The organism is Hyphomonas sediminis, from assembly GCF_019679475.1.
GTDB lineage: Bacteria > Pseudomonadota > Alphaproteobacteria > Caulobacterales > Hyphomonadaceae > Hyphomonas > Hyphomonas sediminis.
On record NZ_JAIEZP010000001.1, the window covers coordinates 3222882 to 3242922 of the forward strand.

Annotated in this window: 18 protein-coding genes and 1 tRNA gene; 10 read left to right on the plus strand and 9 right to left on the minus strand. The window is 61.1% G+C overall.

Annotation, left to right across the window (positions count from 1 at the left end; all coding sequences use genetic code 11):
• Nucleotides 1-2: 2 nt before the first annotated feature.
• Complete coding sequence (locus K1X12_RS15495; protein WP_220988494.1) at nt 3-1574, minus strand: ATP-binding protein; 1572 nt, start codon at nt 1572-1574, stop codon at nt 3-5.
• A 184-nt stretch (nt 1575-1758) separates the two neighbouring features.
• On the opposite strand from K1X12_RS15495, the gene K1X12_RS15500 reads away from it, so the two are divergent.
• The 5 genes from K1X12_RS15500 (at nt 1759) to K1X12_RS15520 (ending at nt 6354) form a co-directional block, all read left to right on the plus strand.
• Complete coding sequence (locus K1X12_RS15500; protein WP_220988495.1) at nt 1759-3033, plus strand: FAD-dependent oxidoreductase; 1275 nt, start codon at nt 1759-1761, stop codon at nt 3031-3033.
• Between the two features lie 146 nt (nt 3034-3179).
• Nucleotides 3180-3806, plus strand: a complete 627-nt coding sequence (locus K1X12_RS15505) for an FMN-dependent NADH-azoreductase (protein WP_220988497.1) — start codon at nt 3180-3182, stop codon at nt 3804-3806.
• Between the two features lie 156 nt (nt 3807-3962).
• Nucleotides 3963-4048: transfer RNA gene (locus K1X12_RS15510), tRNA-Leu, on the plus strand.
• A gap of 61 nt (nt 4049-4109) precedes the next feature.
• Nucleotides 4110-5558, plus strand: a complete 1449-nt coding sequence (locus K1X12_RS15515) for an SLC13 family permease (protein ID WP_220988499.1) — start codon at nt 4110-4112, stop codon at nt 5556-5558.
• A gap of 130 nt (nt 5559-5688) precedes the next feature.
• On the plus strand, nt 5689-6354 hold the full coding sequence (locus tag K1X12_RS15520; RefSeq protein WP_220988501.1) for a DUF2490 domain-containing protein: 666 nt from the start codon (nt 5689-5691) through the stop codon (nt 6352-6354).
• An 89-nt stretch (nt 6355-6443) separates the two neighbouring features.
• On the opposite strand, the gene K1X12_RS15525 is transcribed toward K1X12_RS15520, so the two are convergent.
• Together K1X12_RS15525 and K1X12_RS15530 are read right to left on the minus strand one after the other, a co-directional pair.
• Nucleotides 6444-6653, minus strand: coding sequence for a cold-shock protein (locus K1X12_RS15525; protein ID WP_220988503.1), 210 nt, complete (start codon nt 6651-6653; stop codon nt 6444-6446).
• 208 nt (nt 6654-6861) lie between these two features.
• Nucleotides 6862-8073, minus strand: coding sequence for an acetyl-CoA C-acetyltransferase (locus tag K1X12_RS15530; RefSeq protein WP_220988505.1), 1212 nt, complete (start codon nt 8071-8073; stop codon nt 6862-6864).
• 173 nt (nt 8074-8246) lie between these two features.
• On the opposite strand from K1X12_RS15530, the gene K1X12_RS15535 reads away from it, so the two are divergent.
• The gene (locus K1X12_RS15535; RefSeq protein WP_220988507.1) at nt 8247-9023 is read left to right on the plus strand and encodes a DODA-type extradiol aromatic ring-opening family dioxygenase; all 777 of its coding nucleotides are present in this window, start codon (nt 8247-8249) and stop codon (nt 9021-9023) included.
• A gap of 199 nt (nt 9024-9222) precedes the next feature.
• On the opposite strand, the gene K1X12_RS15540 is transcribed toward K1X12_RS15535, so the two are convergent.
• The 4 genes from K1X12_RS15540 to K1X12_RS15555 all read right to left on the minus strand — a co-directional run bounded on the left by K1X12_RS15540 (nt 9223) and on the right by K1X12_RS15555 (nt 12753).
• The gene (locus K1X12_RS15540; protein ID WP_220988509.1) at nt 9223-10005 is read right to left on the minus strand and encodes an enoyl-CoA hydratase; all 783 of its coding nucleotides are present in this window, start codon (nt 10003-10005) and stop codon (nt 9223-9225) included.
• A 79-nt stretch (nt 10006-10084) separates the two neighbouring features.
• On the minus strand, nt 10085-10576 hold the full coding sequence (locus tag K1X12_RS15545) for a hypothetical protein (RefSeq protein WP_220988511.1): 492 nt from the start codon (nt 10574-10576) through the stop codon (nt 10085-10087).
• A gap of 93 nt (nt 10577-10669) precedes the next feature.
• Nucleotides 10670-11428 carry a competence/damage-inducible protein A gene (locus tag K1X12_RS15550; RefSeq protein ID WP_220988513.1) on the minus strand — a complete coding sequence of 253 codons (759 nt, stop codon included), beginning with the start codon at nt 11426-11428 and terminating at the stop codon, nt 10670-10672.
• Entirely contained in the window at nt 11425-12753 is a 1329-nt protein-coding gene (locus K1X12_RS15555; RefSeq protein WP_220988515.1) for a serine hydrolase domain-containing protein, read from the minus strand. The genes K1X12_RS15550 and K1X12_RS15555 overlap by 4 nt, the downstream gene beginning before the upstream one ends.
• 113 nt (nt 12754-12866) lie before the next feature.
• Between K1X12_RS15555 and map the strand changes: the two genes are divergently transcribed.
• Nucleotides 12867-13688 carry a type I methionyl aminopeptidase gene (map, locus tag K1X12_RS15560; RefSeq protein WP_220988517.1) on the plus strand — a complete coding sequence of 274 codons (822 nt, stop codon included), beginning with the start codon at nt 12867-12869 and terminating at the stop codon, nt 13686-13688.
• Between the two features lie 8 nt (nt 13689-13696).
• Here the strand turns inward: map and K1X12_RS15565 are convergent, their stop codons facing one another.
• Nucleotides 13697-14437, minus strand: a complete 741-nt coding sequence (locus K1X12_RS15565) for a cupin domain-containing protein (RefSeq protein ID WP_220988519.1) — start codon at nt 14435-14437, stop codon at nt 13697-13699.
• On the opposite strand from K1X12_RS15565, the gene radC reads away from it, so the two are divergent.
• Nucleotides 14420-15142 (plus strand): RadC family protein, encoded by a 723-nt coding sequence (gene radC / locus K1X12_RS15570; protein WP_220988521.1) that lies wholly within the window; start codon nt 14420-14422, stop codon nt 15140-15142. The genes K1X12_RS15565 and radC overlap by 18 nt on opposite strands.
• On the opposite strand, the gene K1X12_RS15575 is transcribed toward radC, so the two are convergent.
• Nucleotides 15120-16718: an ABC-F family ATP-binding cassette domain-containing protein gene (locus K1X12_RS15575; protein WP_220988523.1), complete on the minus strand. Its 1599-nt coding sequence runs from the start codon at nt 16716-16718 to the stop codon at nt 15120-15122. The genes radC and K1X12_RS15575 overlap by 23 nt on opposite strands.
• Before the next feature lie 287 nt (nt 16719-17005).
• Here K1X12_RS15575 and K1X12_RS15580 point away from each other — a divergent pair, with 287 nt between their 5' ends.
• The gene (locus tag K1X12_RS15580; RefSeq protein ID WP_220988524.1) at nt 17006-18502 is read left to right on the plus strand and encodes a spinster family MFS transporter; all 1497 of its coding nucleotides are present in this window, start codon (nt 17006-17008) and stop codon (nt 18500-18502) included.
• A 37-nt stretch (nt 18503-18539) separates the two neighbouring features.
• Complete coding sequence (locus K1X12_RS15585; RefSeq protein WP_220988525.1) at nt 18540-20036, plus strand: spinster family MFS transporter; 1497 nt, start codon at nt 18540-18542, stop codon at nt 20034-20036.
• Nucleotides 20037-20041 lie beyond the last annotated feature (5 nt).

Genomic DNA, 20041 nt, shown 5'->3' on the forward strand with positions numbered 1-20041 from the left:
CATCAGGCGGCGCGGTGCGGGCGCCCTGCCGCCAATGCCTGCGCGTCGCCCAGCTTGGTCGAGGTGGCATTGGTGTTGAATTTCAGGATGTAGACGATCGAGCCGTTGCGCGCCTCGCGCATTTCGACCTGCCCACCGATGGTCTGCATCAGGGCGCGCCAGACAAGACGGTTTTCCGAGCTTTCCGAGAGATAATCTTCGGTGATTTCATTGGACATCGGGCCGTTGGCAAGTTTTGCCGCCTCGACCGAGACCCAGCCCTGATCGCCGCGGACTCCGCAACGCACCCGCATCGCCCCGCCACCGCGGCTAACCTGGCCAAGCTCCAGCAACACGGCCGAGAAGACGCGCGAGAGGACCCGCGCCGCCTTGGCGCTGTCGATCATCGTGTCCTGGCCGCTCGGCTCTTCGTCGATCTGAACACCCAGTGTGGTGATGGCAGACTGCTTCTGCGAGATCACCTGAGACAGCGTTGACTTCAGCGACACATCCGAGCCATCGACGATACTGTCGCCGCCCTGGGTAATCGAGAGAACTTCGTCCACGAGGCTGAGGGCCTGATCGGCAAAGCTGACCATCTTGTCGCCAGCCAGGCGCACTTCGCCATCGTCGAACGGGATCTGGCTGCGCGTTTCAAAGCGCGAGGCAATCGTACGCAGCGTGCGCAGCGGCAGACGCAATTCGCGCGTCACCGAGCCAACGAAACGCTCCACCGCCAGGCGGGCTTCTTCGGCGTCGCGCCGAGATTCGTCCGCTTCCTGACGGAGGTCTTCCATCTTGGAAACATCGGTATGGATAATCACGCGGCCGCCCGAGCTGGTCGGCACGCAGGAGCGCATCACGCCGCCAACATCGGCCAGCTTACGCATCTCCGTACCGGGACGGAAATCGGACTTCTCCAGGCCTTTGGGGAACCAGCGCTGGTGCACAGCGTTCTGGATGATCACATTGCCCGAGGCATCGTAAATTGCGAACGCTTCGGGAATCGCAGTCACAGCGTCCAGCAGCTGTTCATGGTTCTGCGCAGCAAGACGCTTGGCTTCCATTTCGAGCAGCAGGTTACGATAGCCGTTGAGGCTCGCGAATGCAGAGGCGAGCGTCAGCACGATGCCGAGCATGACGATCGTGGCCGGCAAGCCAAGCGGCGCCATGAAGAAACCGAGGGTCGCCGTCGTCGCTGCGCCCAGCAGGAAGCGCGCCGCCACGTTGGCAACCGGAGAGACAACGGCCACCACGCCGGCACACATGCCAAACACGATGGCGAACATGGAAACCTTGAGACCGACATCCCCTGTCGGCGCCAGCATGACACAAAGGCCCCACCACGCGCCCACAACGCCGGTGGCAACTTCAGCGCGGCGCAGGAAGCGGCCACGTACCGGGCGCGCCGGTGAGCGGTCCCAGCGGCTGCGCGCCCAGAGAATCTGCGAAATGGCGAACACCCAGATCGGGATCATCCAGCCAAACAGCACAACAAGGCTCGTCTCGGTGTACAGCGTGAACACGACTGCGGCAGAATTGACGAGGTTGATGAAGCCCATCACCGTAAGTAGTGACACCAGGCGATGGTGCATATAGGCAGGGACGTCAGGCGTCTCGCGACGCTTGAATCTTCCGACCCCGACTATGGGGAACAGAACAACATCTGTCAGGCCTATCGACATCTTCATGCGAGCGTTACTAACAGGACATGATGAAGATCGGTTTTTACCGAACTGCGCGACCTTCACGGTCGCGTTAACCGAAGAATAACTATCTATGAGCCTGCCGGACCGAACTTCCCTGGCGATTGTCGGCGCAGGCCCCGGCGGGCTGACGCTCGCGCAATACCTGCGGCTCACAGGTTATTCACAGTTCACCCTGATCGAGCAGGCCGACCGTATCGGCGGCAAATCCGACAGCATGGACCTGGGAGACCTGATCGCCGAGATGGGCACCTGCTACGCGACAGGCGCCTACAAGGATGTGCTGAAGTGGATGAAGCGCCAGCGCAAACCCTTCCGCATGCTCCGCAAGACCACGGTCGATGGCGCGGGCATGCGCGATTATGTCAATGACGCGCCCGGTCCTTCCCTGCCCCAGCAGGTGCTGGCCTATCTGTCAAAACGCCAGGGGCTGCTTGGCCGTCTGAAGAAAAACCCGGACGACCCGCGCGCACTTGCTGAAGCGGCGATGTCCGCCGAGGCCTGGCTGACCGAACAGAAGCTGCCGAAGATCATGCGCATGATGTACCGCGCGGTAACGGCGCTCGGATATGGTTACCTCAACGAGGTGTCGATCTATCAGGCGATGATGTGGGTTGATCATCACGCCATTATCAGCGGCGCGACCGGCAAGCTGATCATGCCCTCCCAGGGCTGGTCGAATTTCTGGGACGTTCTGGCACAAGATTTCGATGTCCGCCTGTCCCACCAGATCACGAAAATCGAGCGCGGCCCGAAAGAATCCCTGCTGCATTTTGCCGACGGTCGCCAGCTCTCGGCGAATGCGTTGGCCTGCACCATTCCCGTCGATGACTGGGCGCGCCTTGTTACTGATCCGACGGCGGATGAAAAAACCGTCGCCGAGGCCGTGACGTGGAAAGGCTACGCCACCTCGCTCATCGTTGTCGAAAACTGGTTTACGGAAGAAGACATCCGCTCCTTCTCGCGCGCCTTCCTGCCGGGCTCCTATCCCGGCCAGCTGATTTCGGCCCGCTATGAAGGCCACAGCCCGGACTTTGGCGGCCATCTTTATGTCACCGGCCAGATCCCCGGCGACTATACGGTGCCGGAACTGCGCATTTTCCTTGAACGCGATCTTGCAGACCAGGGCGCGCAGCTCGTCAACGTGGTGAACGTCAAGAACTGGCGCTACTTCCCCCACCTCAATCTCAAGGCCATCGAAAACGGCCTGATCGGCCGGATGCAGGCAATGCAGGGGCAAAGCCAGTCCTGGTATTCGGGCGCGAGCTTCTCGCACGAATCCGTGGCCAACATCTCCCGCTTCAACAAGGCGATTGCGCCGCAGGTCCTCTCCGCTCTCAAACGCTGAGGCAGCTCCGCCGCGCATGGAGGGGCGCCCGGCGCCTTTATCCATCCCCTCCCCGCATAAATGTTATCAGGTCATCACGGGATCAAAGGCGACCGCACCTGCCCCATTTCCACGGCGTTGAACGAAACGCCATGGAGGCAATTCCAATGTCCAACCTTCTCGTCATCAATTCGAGCGCCAACACGGGCGCATCGGTTTCCCGCGTGCTGATCGAGGAAGCGGTCACCCAGATCCTCAAGGCCGCCCCGAACACCACCATTGTCCGCCGCGATCTTGGCTCCGATCCGATCCCGCACCTGACGACAGCAAACCTCGCCGGCGTGCGTGGCACGCCTTCCACATCGGAAGAACTCGCCGCCCGCGCCCTGTCCGACAAGCTGATCGCCGAGTTGCGCGCCGCTGACACGGTCGTCATCGCCGCCCCGATGTATAACTTCTCGGTGCCCACCTCGCTGCGCGCCTGGTTCGACTTCGTGCTGCGTACGGGTGAAACCTTCCGCTACACCGAAGCTGGTCCGGACGGTCTCCTGAAAGGCAAGAAAGTTATCGTGCTGACCTCGCGTGGCGGCCTCTATTCCGAAGGTCCCGGCGCAGCCGCAGACTTCCAGGAACCTTACCTGCGCCACCTCTTCGCCTTTGTCGGCATTACGGATATTTCCTTCATCCACGCCGAGAAGACCGGCTTTGGCCCGGACGCGCGCGACGCCGCCATCGCCAGCGCAAAGTCGCAGATCGCTCAGGCGGCCCAATCCCTCTCAACCGTCGCAGCCTGATACTTTCCCCATGGCCGGCGCCCCACCGGTCCATCAACTGCGACGCGCGCCCGCACTCCATCGTCCCCGGAGTGCGGGCGTTTCGCGTTTTGCCGGCACGCGCCGATCCCTTGCTTGCCAATCGGCCTGCCACCCCGTATCGCTCCGCCCCAAGGTGCCGGCGTGGTGAAATGGTAGACACAGGGGACTTAAAATCCCTAGGCCCAACGGCCGTGCCGGTTCGAGTCCGGCCGCCGGCACCATTTGCCCAGCCGCGAAAAACCGTTAGCCTTCCAGAAAAACGACACCAATGCGGGGGAATTGATGCCAAACGTAGCACTGCCAGACAGCGCTGTCGCCGGACCGGGTCTGGCCGCGCGGCTCGGGCTAATCATTGGCCCGCTGCTGGCGCTGCTGATCGCGGTGCTTCCCCCCCCTGAAGGGCTTGAACGTGGCGGACTTCTGGTCGCCGCCGTTCTTGTGCTGATGGCCGTGTGGTGGGCTACTGAAGCGGTCCCGATTGCGGTCACGTCCCTGCTGCCCCTCGGGCTACTGCCTCTCACGGGCGTTGCCAGCCTGAAGGAGATCGCCGCGCCTTATGCCGATCATGTCGTGCTGCTGCTGCTGGGTGGCTTCATCATGGCTATCGGCATCGAGAAATGGAACCTCCACAAGCGGATTGCGCTGAACGTCCTGATTGTCTCCGGGGCGCGCCTGAAGCTTCTGGCTGGCGGCTTCATGATTGCCACGGCCCTGCTTTCGATGTGGATCTCCAACACCGCCACCACCCTGATGATGACGCCAATTGCCCTGTCCGTTGCGATCGCGGCGGGCGGCGGCGCGCGCCTTGCCAGTGCCTTGCTGCTCGGCATTGCCTACTCCGCTTCCATTGGCGGGCTCGCCACCCCGGTCGGCACGCCCACCAACCTGATCGCCATGGGCTGGCTGAACGAGAATGCCGGGATCGACATCTCCTTCCGCGAATGGATGAGCTTTGGCCTGCCGATTGTCCTCATCATGCTGCCCTTTGCCTGGTTCATCCTGACCTGGGGTCTGAAGTCGGATACGGCCTCTGCCAAAGCGGCTGAAGCCGTGATCCGCGAGCAGCGCACCGCCCTGGGCCGGATGACGACACCCGAAGGCCGCGTTGCGATCGTTTTCGGCATTGTTGCGCTCGCCTGGATCACGCGGGAACAACTTGTCCACATTCCCGGCTTTGGCGGCCTCACCGACATGGGCATCGCCATCCTCGGCGCGATCTTCATGTTCCTGATGCCCCATGGCAGCCGCCTGCCGGAACACCAGCCCGGCGGCTGGGCACTTCTCAACTGGAATGACGCCAAAGCCGTTCCCTGGGAAGTCGTGCTCCTGTTCGGGGGCGGCCTCTCCCTCGCGGCAGCCGTACAGGCATCCGGACTGGCTGGCTGGCTCGGCACCTCCCTCGCCGGCGCCGCTGCCCTGCCGCCCATCCTTCTGATCCTGATAATCGCGACGCTGCTGATCTTCCTGACGGAAATCATGTCGAATGTCGCGGCGATGACCACCTTCCTGCCGGTTCTCGGCGCACTGGCAGCCGCAACCGGCATCGACGTGCGCAGCCTGATCCTGCCCTGCGCCATGGTCGCGTCCTGCGCCTTCATGCTGCCCATTGCCACCGGTCCGAACGCCGTTGTCTTTGGCGCCCGTCAGTTCTCGATTGGCCGAATGATGAAGTCCGGTTTCTGGCTCAACATTGCCTGCATCGTCATCGTGACGCTGTATTTCGGCCTCTGACATCCGGTTTTCCGGATTGAACTGATATGCAATTGTCACAAAACTAGCGTTGACCTGTAGGCCCCCTCCATCCTAGTTCGCCGCGCGGACTGTCAGGAACGTGTCAGTCGCACGGGGATAATCGGCGGCCATGAAACATACATTTCTTGTCCTGACAGCGCTGGCCTGCTGCCTGTCGCCCACTGCCATGGCCGAAAACCAAATCTGGACTTCAGCCAGCGTGAAGACCAAGCCGTTTACCGACGACCGGATCGAACTCAGCCTCAATAGCGACTTCCGCTACCAGCCCGATGGCGATCTGGACACGATCGAGCTGCGCCCCGGCATCGGTTACAAGCTCAGCAAGCGGTTCAAGGTGTCAGGTGGTTATCTCTGGTCCAGCGCCCGCCGCAGCGGGCCGGACCGCAAGGAACACCGCCTCTGGCAACAGGTGAGCTACGATATCGTAGACGCCCTCGGCGGCGAGTTTTCCGGGCGCAGCCGCCTGGAACAGCGCCAGCGCGAGGGCTGGGACGATACCGGCCTGCGCCTGCGCCAGGAATTCGGCTTCGACCGCCCCATCGAAGGCACGCCGTTCGAGCTGAAGCTCAGCACAGACCTCTACTTTGAACTGAACGAAACCGACTGGGGCCAGACAACCGGCTTCACCGAAGCGCGCAGCGAGATCCTCATCGGATGGGACCTCACCGACACGCTGGACATGGAAGTCGGCTACATGAACCAGTTCGAGAATGAAAAAGGTGGCCCGGACAATACCAACCACCACATCGTTCTCGGTCTCTCCAAACGCTTCTGACCAAAAGAAAAAGCGCGCCCCACAGGGAGGCGCGCTTCATCCGTCTGTTCATTTGACAGAGCAGCCTTTCCGGCGCTCTGCCCCGTGAATTAGACCAGTTCGATCGAGCTGACGGAAGGCTTGCCGGAGCGTTTGTCCATCTCGGTTTCGTAAGCCACTTTCTGGCCTTCGTTCAGAGTGGCAATGCCCGAACGCTCAAGCGCCGAGATGTGCACGAACACGTCATTGCCGCCATTGGTGGGCGCAATGAAGCCGAAGCCCTTCTGGGTGTTGAAGAACTTCACGGTACCGTTTGTCATATAAGTCTCATGGTCGTTTGTGAGCTGACAGTGTGTCAGCTCTTGCATATCGAATTTTGGAGAGTTTCTGAAACTGCAACTCACCTTGATGAGCGCACGCGCCTGATCGTCCGGCCAATGTCGATGGCCGCCATATGCGCTTTCCACAGGCAAATTGCAAGATTAATTTGCTGTCAGGCTCCGGAATTTCCGGAGCCTGACCGATAGTTTAGTTAACCCGCTCGAACACCGCGGCAAGCCCCTGCCCGCCGCCAATACACATGGTTTCAAGGCCGTAGCGCGCGCCGCGGCGGTCCATTTCCCGCAGCATGGTTGCCAGGATACGCCCGCCTGTCGCGCCGACAGGGTGGCCGAGCGAGATGCCCGAGCCATGCACGTTAAGGCGCTTGTAGTCGTCTGCGCCCAGTCCCATCGCCTTGGTGCAGGCGAGCACTTGCGCCGCAAAGGCTTCGTTCAGCTCCAGCAGGTCGATGTCTTTCAGGCTGAGCCCCGCACGCTGCAGCGCCTTCTCCGTGGACGGAACGGGACCGATCCCCATCACCGCCGGACCGACGCCGGCGACCGCCCAGGAAACGAGACGCGCCAGCGGCTTCAGGCCATTGGCCTCAGCCATTTCCCGCGTCATCACGAGGCAGGCAGACGCGCCGTCATTCTGGCCGCTGGCATTGCCCGCCGTAACTGTTGCTTCGGCGTCCTGCTTCTGACGGATCGGCTTGAGCTTCGAGAGCACTTCCACAGTCGAATCCGGGCGGGGGTGCTCGTCGGTGTCGATCACCGTGTCGCCCTTGCGGCCCTTGACCGTGAACGGAATAATTTCTTCCGAGAACACACCGGACTTCTGCGCAGCGACAGCCTTGGCATGGGAAGCGGCTGCAAATTCGTCCTGCGCCTCACGGGTGATCTGGTAATCGCGGCGCAGGTTCTCCGCCGTCTCCAGCATACCGCCGGGCACGGGGAAGTTCTTGCCGCCCGCTGTCAGGCGCCCGGTCACGAGGCCATCATTCACGGTCATGTTGCCCTGGCCGAGACCCCAGCGCAGTTGGGTGGAATAGAATGGCGCATTGCTCATCGATTCCGCGCCGCCTGCGATCACGCAGTCCATCGCGCCAGTGGCCACCTGCATCGTCGCATTGATGATCGCCTGAAGACCCGAGCCGCACCGACGGTCGATCTGCATCCCGGTCACTTCCACCGGCAACCCTGCGTCCAGCGCCACGACACGGCCAAGCGCCGGCGCGTCCATCGACGCATAGCATTGCGCGAAGATCACATCGTCGACCTTGTCTTTTGCAAGGCCCGTGCGCGCCATCAGCCCTGCGACCACAGCCGCGCCGAGGTCATGCGCCTGCACGCTCTTGAAAGAGCCGCCGAAACCGCCAACGGCCGTCCGCACCGGCTCTACAATCACAACATCGCGCATTCATTCCTCCTGGAAACTATCTGACTGGTGCCCTGATAAGCCCGCCGCTGCGCCTCGCGCAACCCGTGCCTTTTCATGCATCATTGGCATAACTGTCAGGCCGGGCGAGGCCTGTCACTGGCAAAGAAGCCGACTTACCTTGGGGGAAGCAAGACTATCGGAGCTCAATCCCCATGACCCCGCCCATTTTCGTTTCGCACGGCTCGCCCACCCTCATCTTCGATGATGTGCCCGCGCGTGACTTCCTGTTGCAACTTGGCCAGACGCTGCCGCGCCCCAAGGCGATCCTCGTGGCCTCTGCCCACTGGGAAACGCCCGCTTCGCGCGTCACGGCCTCGCCTGCCCCGCAGACCATCCATGATTTCGGCGGCTTCGCGCCCATCATGTATCAGCAGCAATATCCCGCTCCTGGCGATCCGGCGCTCGCCGCCCGCGTCAAGGCGCTGCTCGACAAGGCCGGTATCCCGGCTGAGCTGGACCACGCCCGCGGCCTCGACCACGGCGCCTGGGTGCCGCTGAAGCTCTCCTGGCCGGGCGCGGACATTCCCGTGCTTCAGCTGTCCCTGCAAACCCATCTGGGGCCGGCTTACCATCTGAAACTCGGCGAAGCCTTGCGCCCGCTGACGGAAGAAGGCGTACTGATCCTTGGCAGCGGCAGCCTCACGCACGACCTGCGCAGCGTCAGCTGGCGCGGCCCGAATGCCGAGCCTGACTGGGTGAAATCCTTCGGCGACTGGGTGAACCAGGCGCTTATCGAGGGGCGCACGGACGATCTGGTGAACTATCGCAAGCTCGCCCCGAACGCTGCACGCAACCACCCGACGGAGGAGCATTTCCTGCCCCTCTTCGTCGCCCTCGGCGCCGCCGGCCCGCAGCCCCGCATGGAGCTGCTGCATACGTCAGTGACGTTCAGCGTACTGAGAATGGATGCGTTCGAGTTTGCGAGGTGAAGTTAGAACCCCTTCTCCCATTGGGAGAAGGGGTTGGGGATGAGGGGGCGCCAAGATCACAACCGAGGGCAACGCACCTGGCGGAGAGAGAGGTCTCCCTCACCCCTGCCCCTCTCCCAAGGGAGAGGGGTTTAGCGTTGCGTTTGCGGCGAAGCCCCCTTCTCCCTCTGGGAGGTGACGGCTGGCAACCGCCCGAAGCTTACCCCTGCTGATTGCGGCCTCGCGCCGTCACCTGCTTGCGGGCTTCTTCCACGGAATCGGCGGTAACGCTCTGCGAATGCTCGATCGAGCGTTTCACTTCTTCCTTCATGCCTTGCGCAAAGGTCATGCCGAAACCGTCATCGATCAGCGCCTTGTACTTGCGCAGCAGGTCCGGATTGGTCGAGGTCATCTCGCTGGCGAGCTGCAGGGCAGCGGGCACCAGGTCTGCCGCCGGATAGACCCGGTTCACCAGGCCCCACTTCTCCGCCATATGCGCGTCGATGAAATTGCCGGTGAAGGACAGCTCCTTGGCGCGGCTGATGCCGATCAGGCGCGAAAGTTTCTGCGAAAGTCCCCAGCCCGGCACGATGCCGACGCGGGCATGGGTGTCGGCAAAGCGCGCATGTTCGGAGGCGAGCAGCACATCGCACATCAGGGCGAGTTCAAAGCCGCCGGTGATGGCAAAGCCATTGATCGCGCCGATGATCGGCCACGGGTAGGCTTCCAGCGCGGCGAGCATGTTGATCGCCTTGCTGTCTTCATCCGCGCCGAGGGCAAAGCCGGTCTGCCCGGCTTCCTTGAGGTCGATCCCTGCCGTGAAGGCGCGGCCATTTCCGGTCAGCACGACGGCGCGGATTTCCGGGTCATCCTTCAGCTCGGTGAACACGCGCACGATCTCGGCCCGCAGGGCTTTCGACAGGGCGTTCAGGGCGTCCGGGCGGTTCAGCGTGACGAGGCAAACGGCGCCATGGCGCTCGGTCAGGACGATGGGCTCGGACATGGGGCTTCCTCCGGTAATGTTGGCTGCCGAAGGTGTTAGGCCCGCCGGCGCCTGCCGCCAAGCCTGACGCCGCGTCGCGCTAGCCTGGGGCACGCTTGCCAGAGGCCAGCCGGAACAGCGCCACCAGCGCCGCTGCCGCCGCAATGGCTGCGCTGAGCCAGAACAGGCCGAATTTGAGTGGCGTGATCCAGGCTTTCGCATCCAGCGCATTGGCCGCGCCGGAGAGCGCCAGCGCCTGAACGGTGTTCTCGGTCAGATCGAACACGATCACCGCAAACCCCGGCAGCGCCGCCAGCCGCCCCCATTTGCCGAAAAAGCGCAGCGCCATGCCGGCAAACAGCAGGCCAAAGCTCAGGGGAAACACGGTGTCGAGCAGGACGGTCACCCAGAAGTGCGCCGTTTTCTGCTCCGGTGTCAGGCTGGCGAAGAGGGCGTTCACATCGGCGGGCGCCGAGATGAGGTCCAGATAAGCGCCGCCAACTGCCGGGCCGAAAACGCGGAACCCCGCCCCGGCCAGAACCATCAGCACAAAGAGCGCCCACAGAACGGGCGTGCGAGCAATCAATTTCATGGTCTCCCCCTTGGAGTGTTTTTGGAGTTTTCTAGCAGCTCGTTGGAGGAATGGTTGGAGTTTTTTTGTACCCCCTATTCACGCTTTTGGCGGTCAGAGTGGATCGAGAATGGGCTCCACGCCCAGGCCCCGCATAAGGCTTTCCAGCTCGCCCTGCACCGCGGCCAGAACCCCGGTATCGGTGGCGCGGGCCACCAGGGCAACGCCTGTGTCGCCAATGCCCTGATACCAGGGATAAGACCCGATGGACGCTGCAGGATAGGCCTTGGCAATATCGCCGAGGCGTTCGGCCAGATCGCCTTCGCGCAGGCCCGGCCCGCGCAGCTGCACCTTGTGGACAACGGCCCCGCCCTCTAGGCGCGGGCCAATGTCTTCCAGCATGGCGCGGACGATTTGCGGCACGCCTGCCAGGGTGAACACGTTCTCCATCTGGAAGCCGGGCGCGCCGGAGACGGGGTTTTTCACGATGCTGGCGCCATGGGGAATGCGCGCCATCCGCCGGCGGGCGGGCGTGAATTCGGTATTCATTGCCCTGTAGCGTTCAGCCATGTCGGCAAGCACTTCGGGATGTTCCGAAATGCCCGTGCCAAAGGCCGCGGCGATGGCATCGGCCGTGATATCGTCATGCGTCGGGCCGATGCCGCCGGTGGTGAAGACGTAAGTGTATTTCGCCCGCAGCTGATTGACCGCCGCCACGATTTCCTCTTCCACATCGGCCACCGTCCGGCATTCGCGCACAGGAATCCCAATTGGTTCAAGGTATTGGGCGATCTGTTGGAGATTGATGTCCCGGGTGCGCCCCGAGAGAAGTTCATCCCCGATCAGCAGGACGGCGGCGGTGGGCTGGGTCATTCGGCCTCCTCAAGAGCCTCGTAGACTAGGTGGACCGAGGCGGAACGGCCATCGAAACCGCCCTGCGCGCCACCGAAGTGTTGGATCATACCGATAAAATATAGATCGTTTACCGGGTCTACCCAGAACCATGTGCCGGCTGCGCCGCCCCATCTGTAGCTGCCAGCCGGATAAGGCATCGCCGGATCGCGTTCCAGCATGACGGCAAAGTCGAGCCCGAAGCCGACGCCGGTCGGCTGGTCGGTCGCCAAGCCATCATGGCTGATGTGAACGCCGGGCGGCAGGTGATCGGTTGCCATCAGGCGCACGGTTTCCGGTTTCAGGATCTGGATGCCGTCGAGCGTGCCCTCATTCACCAGCATCTCGGTGAAGCGGGCATAGTCGTCCATCGTGCCAACGAGGCCGTGGCCACCGCCTTCAAAGCGGATCGTGTCCTCGCGGAACTGATAGGGCCAGTCAGTTGCGGGCGCCCATGTCTTGCCGTCCCACAGGTAAAGATCGGCGAAGCGGTCATACTGATCGTCAGGCACAAAGAAGGCAGTGTCCTTCATGCCGAGCGGATCGAACAGGCGTGTTTTGAGGAACGCTCCGAACTTCTGGCCGGAGAGCTTCTCCACCAGATAGCCCTGCAGATCGACCGAGATGGAATAGTCCCAGACGGTGCCGGGCTGATGCAGCAAGGGGATGGACGAAACGCGCTCGATCAGCCCCTCCATGCCCGGCGACCGGAAGACTTCCAACTCGCGGAATTTCTCATTCACATAGTCGTTGCCGCGCAGGCCGTATCCAAAGCCTGCCGTGTGGCTCATCAGCTCCTGGATCGTGGGGGGACGGTTCATCGGTTCGAGGATCGGTTGGCCGGCATCGTCCATGCCGGTATAGACCTGCAGTCCCTCAAGTTCGGGGATGTATTTGGTAACCGGGTCGTCCAGCTGGAACTCGCCCTCTTCCCACAGCATCATCAGCGCGACGCCGGTGATCGGCTTGGACATCGAATAGTAACGGTAGATCGTATCGTCTTCGATTGGGGCGCCATCCTCTTCACGGCGGATACCGGCGCGCACTTCGCTGACAATCTTGCCGTCTTTGACCAGCCGGGTTGCGATGCCCTTCACCTGACCGTCGGTGACGTACTGGGCCATGCGCGCCTCCAGCGCAGCGATGCCTCCTTCGCTGAAGGACGAAACTTCCGTTTCCGCCGCAGCAGCCTGCGTTTCCGCACCGCCTGAAAGCGGCGACGCTGCGGGCGTCCCCGCACAAGCCCAAAGTGAAAATGCCAGCGTTACCGCTGCGCATCCTGTTCCGAATTTCCTGGTTGCTGCCATCTGCTGCCTCCCCTTTTATCTGCTTTACGGTCGACAAGCCCCAGTTCACCGCAGACAGCAAGTGAGCAGATATAGGTATGGAAAACGGACGCCGGGCCTGTCATATTACGCGCATGAACGATACGAACCTCCTCCTGCCCATGCGCACTGGCGAAATCCGCATTCACGATGCCGAAGGCTTCGAAGGGATGCGCCGTGCCGGCCGCCTGGTCGCCGAGTGCCTGGACATGCTGGTGCCGGAAGTGAAGCCGGGTGTAACCACCGAGCATCTCGACAATCTCGTTCGGGAGTTTGTGCAGGATAATGGCGCAGTTTCCGCGACCATCGGCTATCGCGGCTATCGCCACGCCTCGTGCATTTCGGTCAATCATGTCATCTGCCATGGCATTCCCGGCACCAAGGCGCTGAAGGAAGGCGACATTGCGAACATCGACGTGACGCTGATCCTGGACGGCTGGCATGGCGACCACAGCCGCATGTACGGCGTCGGCGAAGTGAAGCGCAAAGCCGAACGCCTGATGGAAGTGACTTATGAATCGCTGATGGCAGGCATCGCTGCGGTTAAACCCGGCGCCCGCTTTGGCGATATCGGCGGCGCTATCAGCGAAATCGCCCGCCTCAACCGGTATTCGGTGGTCGATGATTTCTGCGGACACGGCCTCGGCCGTCTGTTCCATGACGAGCCGAATGTGGTCCACTCAGCTCTCGCCGGATCGGGCCCGGAGCTGAAACCCGGCATGTTCTTCACGATCGAGCCGATGCTCAATCTCGGCCGCCGGGACGCGGCGATCCTTCCCGATGGCTGGACCGCCGTGACGCGCGACCGCCAGCTGTCCGCCCAGTTCGAACACTCCATCGGCGTGACCGAAACCGGCGTCGAAATCTTCTCCGCCTCCCCCAAAGGCTGGCATGAACCCTACAAGGTAAAACTCTAAGCGCCCCGCTACTCAGCCGCAGCAGATGGCGGCATGTAGAACTCCGCCGCTTCGACGGGCATTTTTTCCATTGAGATCGTGATGCCATGCTCCGCTGCGAGCTGGCTGATCACCGCGCCAAAATCTTCCGCAGACTCGGGCTTTGCCTCCGCAATCCGTGGCCCCGCCCCATTCATGAAGGTCTCGAAGGAACCGCCGGTCGTTATCATGATAAGTTCCGTCGGCGCGTCCGATCCGTTCCAGAACATGTGTGCATGACCACGATTGAGCGCAGCAAAGTCACCGGGATTTAGACGAAGCACCTGCCCGTTCGACAAGACATCCAGCGTTCCCGACACAACAAAGAAGTATTCGTCTTCGAGCGAATGGGTGTGCGGCGGCGAACCAGGGCTACGCGGCGGGAGCAGAAATTCGTAGACGGTGACATCGCCTGCCGACTCTTCGCTCGAAAGCAAAAGTCGAACCGGATGGAACGGATTGTCCACAGCGTGCCCGGTCGCCGCACGCACGAGCTTGTCGGAATGATCCACCGCCGATGCCCCGGCATGGTCATGATGATGCATATGCCCATGCGCATGATGGGCGCAGGCAGCCAGACTCAATGCCAAAGCTGGCAGGATTGTTGATTTGATTTGCATGTACGTGTCCCCACACTTGATGCCGCCTCCCAGCAGCGCTGCCATCATGGGGTCAAGCGTCCGATGTTTCAACATTCCGCGCGAAGTTGCTTTATGGAACGCAAAATCCATGTTTTCTCCGCGAGGATGAACTCAGAAACACCCCCTCCTCACTGGCATGGCCATAGAGACCGGCTACGCACCAAGCTGCTGAAGCGCGGCGCCAACGCACTGGACGACTACGAGATTCTGGAAGTTCTGCTGATGGCGTTCATTCCACGCAGGGATGTAAAGCCTATCGCAAAGGCGCTTGAGGCAAAGTTCAACAGCCTGTCGGCAATCCTCGCGGCGCCATCAGAAGAACTCGTCAAAGTGGATGGAATCGGCGAAACTGCAGCGGCCTACATTAAAGCCATATCAGAGCTACACTCGCGGGCTGGCCGCGAAGAGATCAAATCGCGAGAAGCAATCTCTTCCTGGTCGGCGTTGATTGCCTATGTGCGCCGCGAACTACAACATGAGAAGCGCGAGCAGTTTCGCGTGATATTCCTTGATCGGAAGAACCAGCTGATCCTCGACCAGATCATGGGACACGGCACCGTGGACCATGCCCCTGTTTATCCACGCGAGATCGCACGCCGGGCGCTTGAACTTCAAGCATCCAGTCTGATCCTGGTGCACAATCACCCTTCTGGCGACCCCAAACCATCCCGAGCCGACATTGAGATTACACGAGAAATTATCGACGCGCTCGAACCGTTCGATATCTCCGTACATGATCATCTTATTGTCGGCACATCCGGAGTCGCCAGCCTCAAGACAGCAGGCCTGATTTAAGATCCATCTTACGGGCGATCCCTGTTTTCTGCAGGAAAGTGTTGTCATGACTGACAACGAGCAGAGCGCCATCATAAGCATTGAGCCCCGCTTCGACGACCTCCAGCGATGAAATATCCAGATGATTGGTCGGCTCGTCGAGGATGAGTAGTTGCGGGGGCGCTTGCCCGCCAAGCACGCAGGCGAGCCCGGCACGCAACCGCTCACCACCACTCAGGGAACCTGCCTGCTGTAGCGCGGCATCCGCACGGAAACGGAAGCGCGCCAGCACGGCGCGGCAGGCATTTTCATCGGCCTCCGGATTTATGCGCCGATAATTCTGCAAAATCGTGTCGGCAGGATCGAGCAAGGTGACATCCTGATCCAACATCGCCATCCGAACATGCGTGCAAACCTCGCCAGCGATCGGCTGCAAGGCGCCCGCAACGGTTTTCAACAACGTTGACTTCCCCGAACCGTTCGGTCCGGAAACACAAACTCGCTCAGGTCCGACCATTTCAAAAGTTAGTCCACGGATCGTTGGATTGGACGCATCATACCCCACGACAAGATCCCGGGCTGTGACAACCTTTCGGCTCTTGGTGAGCCCTGTTCCGGCGAGTTTGACCGTGAAGGGTTGCAGAACTTCGATCCTGGCGCGCGCGGCGGACGCCGCTTCGTTGGCCTCGGACTTCTGCCTCTCGCCAAGCCGATGAATATCTCCCTTTGATGCTTCAGCGCGCCGCTTCAGCGTCCCGCTCAGAATGCGCGGCATGTCTCCCTTGGCACCTTTGCGACTACCCGCACCATCGCGACGGGCCTTGCGCGCTGCTGCAAGTCTCGCCTTTTCGTTCACCTCGCCGATCCGCCTTTCGGCTTCGGCAAGGTCTTGCTGGGCGGCGGCCAGCTCCAGCGCCTTCTGTGCTTCATAAGCACTCCACCCACCCCCATATCGCGCAGCGCCAAGCGTGGTGAGTTCCACAATTGCATCCATTGTTTCCAGAAGGGCGCGGTCATGGCTCACCACAATCGCGCCGCCCGGCCAGCCTCCGAGTAACTCGGCAAGCGCCTCGCGGCCTTCGCGGTCAAGATTGTTGGTCGGCTCGTCCAGCAGCAGGAAATCTGGCTGAGCAAGGATCAGCGCCGCGATGCTGATACGGGTGCGTTGGCCACCTGAGAGCGTGGCAAGCAACGCCCCCGGTGGCATTTCCGGAAGACCCGCCTGTGTCAGCGCCTCGGCAAGCCGCTGTTCGAGCGTCCAGTCAGCGTCTGCAAAGTCGGCTTCGTCGCCGCCGCCTGACTCTATGCGGGCAAGGCGCGCCAGCCCTTCGGTGACGCCCATCAGATCCGCGACGGTTTCAAACGGTTCAGGCTCAAACGACTGCCGCAACAGGCCAGTGGCCCCAACAACGGAAACTACGCCCGTTGTTGCAGGCATTGCGCCGGCAATCAGACCCAGAAGAGTCGACTTACCGACACCGTTCCGGCCAACAAGGCCGATACGCTCATGGCCAAAGCTGAAATTCAGGTCTGAAAAAAGGACCCGGCCGTCAGGTAGCGCAAATGTAAGCGACGAAAGTGTTATGGAAGCGGGCATAGCAGGAACTCATCCGGTAAACTGATCCGTGGGCGGTCGTTTTCCGATTGTTGTTCATGTATTCAGCCTCGCATTGCCACGTTCTGAACCTGTAAACTCTTTAGCTCAGGTTTTTGGACATAGGCCGCCTTCCGGCCGAATTCAACTCTCGCCTTGCGGGAAACGGCTGCGCCTGCCCGCGCCTTACCTAACGATAACACTTGCAGGCGTCGTCGGGCAGGTTACCGTTACTCCACAAAATCCAGCGCGCCGCCAGAAGCGCGTTTCCTTGGGAGGCGAGCTTTAAGATGACGGCACCCGCAGATGCGGCTCAAAGCGACAATGGGCACATCACCGGTTTTGGCACCAAACCTTACCGGTCCTATGTGCTTCTGGCACTCACGCTCATTTATACGCTGAACTTCATTGACCGCACTGTGATCACGGTGGTGGCTCAGCCCATCATCAACACATTCTCGCTGTCCGATGCCCAATGGGGCCTGCTGACGGGGCCTCCCTTCGCGATTTTCTACGCGCTGATGGGAATTCCGATTGCCATGTGGGCTGACCGTGGCAACCGCATCTTCATTATCGCCCTATGCGTTATTGTATGGTCCATCATGACTGTCGCCTGCGGGCTTGCTGCCAGCTTTATCTGGCTGCTCCTGTTCCGCATTGGCGTTGCTGTCGGCGAAGCCGGGTGCACACCACCGGCCAACTCGATCATTACCGATTACTACCCCCCGAAAAGCAGGGCCAATGCCATTGGCATCTACTCCATGGGCGTGACCATTGGCGGCGTCATGGCGCAGCTGTTTGGCGGCGCACTGGCCGGCCTGCAGGGACCTGACTTCGGAAACTTCATCGGCTCTATGGGGCTTGGCGGGTTGTTCTCAGGAATAAACTGGGAAGAGGTCGAAGGCTGGCGGCTGGTGTTCGTGATCGTCGGCGCGCCCGGCATTCTGATCGCTGCATTGCTATGGTTCACCGTCAAAGAGCCGCCTCGTGGATATTCCGATCCCAAAGGCGCGACGCCCGTTGAAAAGGCCGGTTTCTTCGAGGCATTCAAGGAATTTGGCAAAAAGCCTACTTTCTGGACATTGTCTTTGGGCGCCGCATTCGTCGCGTTTGTCGGCTATGGTTTGATTGCCTTCCAGGCGCCGTTCCTCATGCGTGTGCATGGGGTCAGTGTATCGGAAGCCGCCATCCATTATGGCGCTCCGCTGGCCGCCGTCGCGGCACTGGGTACGTTCCTTGGCGGCTTTCTCTCCGAGAAACTGTCTCCCCGCTTTCCCGCAATTGTTGCCTGGCTTCCCGGCGTCGGCCTGCTGGTTTCCATCCCGGCCTATGTCGGCGCCTTCCTTGCCCCCACGCTCAGCATGGCGTTTGGACTCTGGGTCATCGCCGCTGTTGCGCACTACGCCTACCTCGGGGCGCAATACACAGTGTCGACCGCGATCGTGAGCCCTAGATCCCGCGCGACGACCGTGTCGGTCCTGCTCTTGATCGTAAGCCTCATTGGCAACGGTATCGGCCCTCTGTTTACCGGCATCATGAGCAGCGCGTTCATGGGCGGCATCATCGAAAAAAACGGCCTTACGGAAGCGTACGCCACTTTCAATCCGGGCTTTTGCGGTGCTCGCATCGCCGAGCTCGGAGAGCAAGGGCCGGCGCTTTGCTCAGCCTATGCTGAGGGCCTGCGCCAGTCGATGGTTGCCACGGTGCTGTTCTTCCTGGTTGCGGCTGCTTTCTACTTTCTCGCTTCGCGCACCTTCCTGAAGGATCGCTGGAGCCCCGCAACCTAATCCATCAAAATTTGCCTGACTGTCCGTGGAGACCCGCATGACCGACGCCGCCACCCCAAGCCAGACAAGCTCTTCCATTGCTCCGGGCTACATGACCGGGTACGGAACAAAGCAATACCGAGCCTATGTGCTCGGGTCGCTCCTGCTGGTCTACATCTTCAACTTCATTGACCGCTCAATCTTTGCGATCCTGACCGAACCCATGCGGAAGAGTCTTCAACTTGAAGACTGGCATATGGGCATCCTCGGCGGATTGGCGTTTGCCATCTTCTACACCACGCTGGGCATCCCGATTGCACGCATTGCAGAACGCCGCAGCCGGATGACGATCATTGTCATTTCACTGGCGCTTTGGAGCCTGATGACGGTGCTGTGCGGCTTTGCTGTCAGCTTCATGACGCTGTTCCTTTTCCGGATGCTTGTCGGCGTGGGGGAAGCAGGCTGCACACCGCCGGCACAGTCGGTGATTGCAGATTATTTCAAGCCGGGCAGCCGGGCGACTGCAGCGTCGATCTACGCGCTTGGCGTTCCGCTTGGCGGGATGATTGCCGGCCTCGCTGGCGGCCCGATCAACGATTATGTGACTGGCCACAATGTCCACGCGCTCCTGGGCAATCTCGGAATGGGCTGGGCACAGAACCTGGTCGATTGGGAAAATGTCGAAGGCTGGCGGATCGCCTTTGTCGCCGTCGGCCTACCTGGGGTTGTGTTTGCGATCATCATCGGGATGACCGTAAAGGAACCGCCGCGCGGATATTCTGACCCGCCCGGAGCTGTGAAAATCGAACGGGAAACTTTCGGCGCCGCACTGAAAGTCCTGATGCAGAAACCAACTTATGTGCACGTCGTGCTTGGCGCCGCAATCGCCTCCTTCGCGGGCTACGGCATCGCTCAGTTTTCAACATCCTTCCTCATGCGGGTGCACAAGCTGACCCTTAGCGAAGCGGCGCTGATTTTCTCGCTGGTGCTCGGCCTCATGGCGGCGCTTGGAGTGTTCCTGTCCGGCTTCCTTGCTGACCGGCTTTCGAAACGTCACCCCCGCGCTCTTTCCTGGATGCCCGCACTCGGGATGGGACTTTCCGTACCGCTCTACTGGCTCGGCTATCTCAGCCCGTCGATCGCGCTAATGCTACCTCCGCTGATGCTCGCCGCAACACTGCACTACTTCTATCTCGGACCGATGTACGCCGTCTCAGCCGGTGTGGTGGACGCCCGGACACGCGCAACATCCGTTGCAATTACACTGTTTGCGGTCAATCTCATCGGCATTGGCCTCGGCCCGACGGTCGCAGGCTTCCTGTCTACCGGCCTGAAAACCATGTTCCTCAATGGTCATGACCTCAACCTCACGCTGAGCATCTGCAAGGCCGCTGTCGACCTCTCAGCCGAACAGATCGCGGCCTGCACATCTTCTGACGCAAACGGCGTGAAGTGGGCAATCGTCATCTTCACGACGCTCTATGGATGGGCGGCAATACATTACATGATCGCGGGCAAGACGCTTGGCCGTGACATGCTTCCAAAAACTGCGTAAGTGCG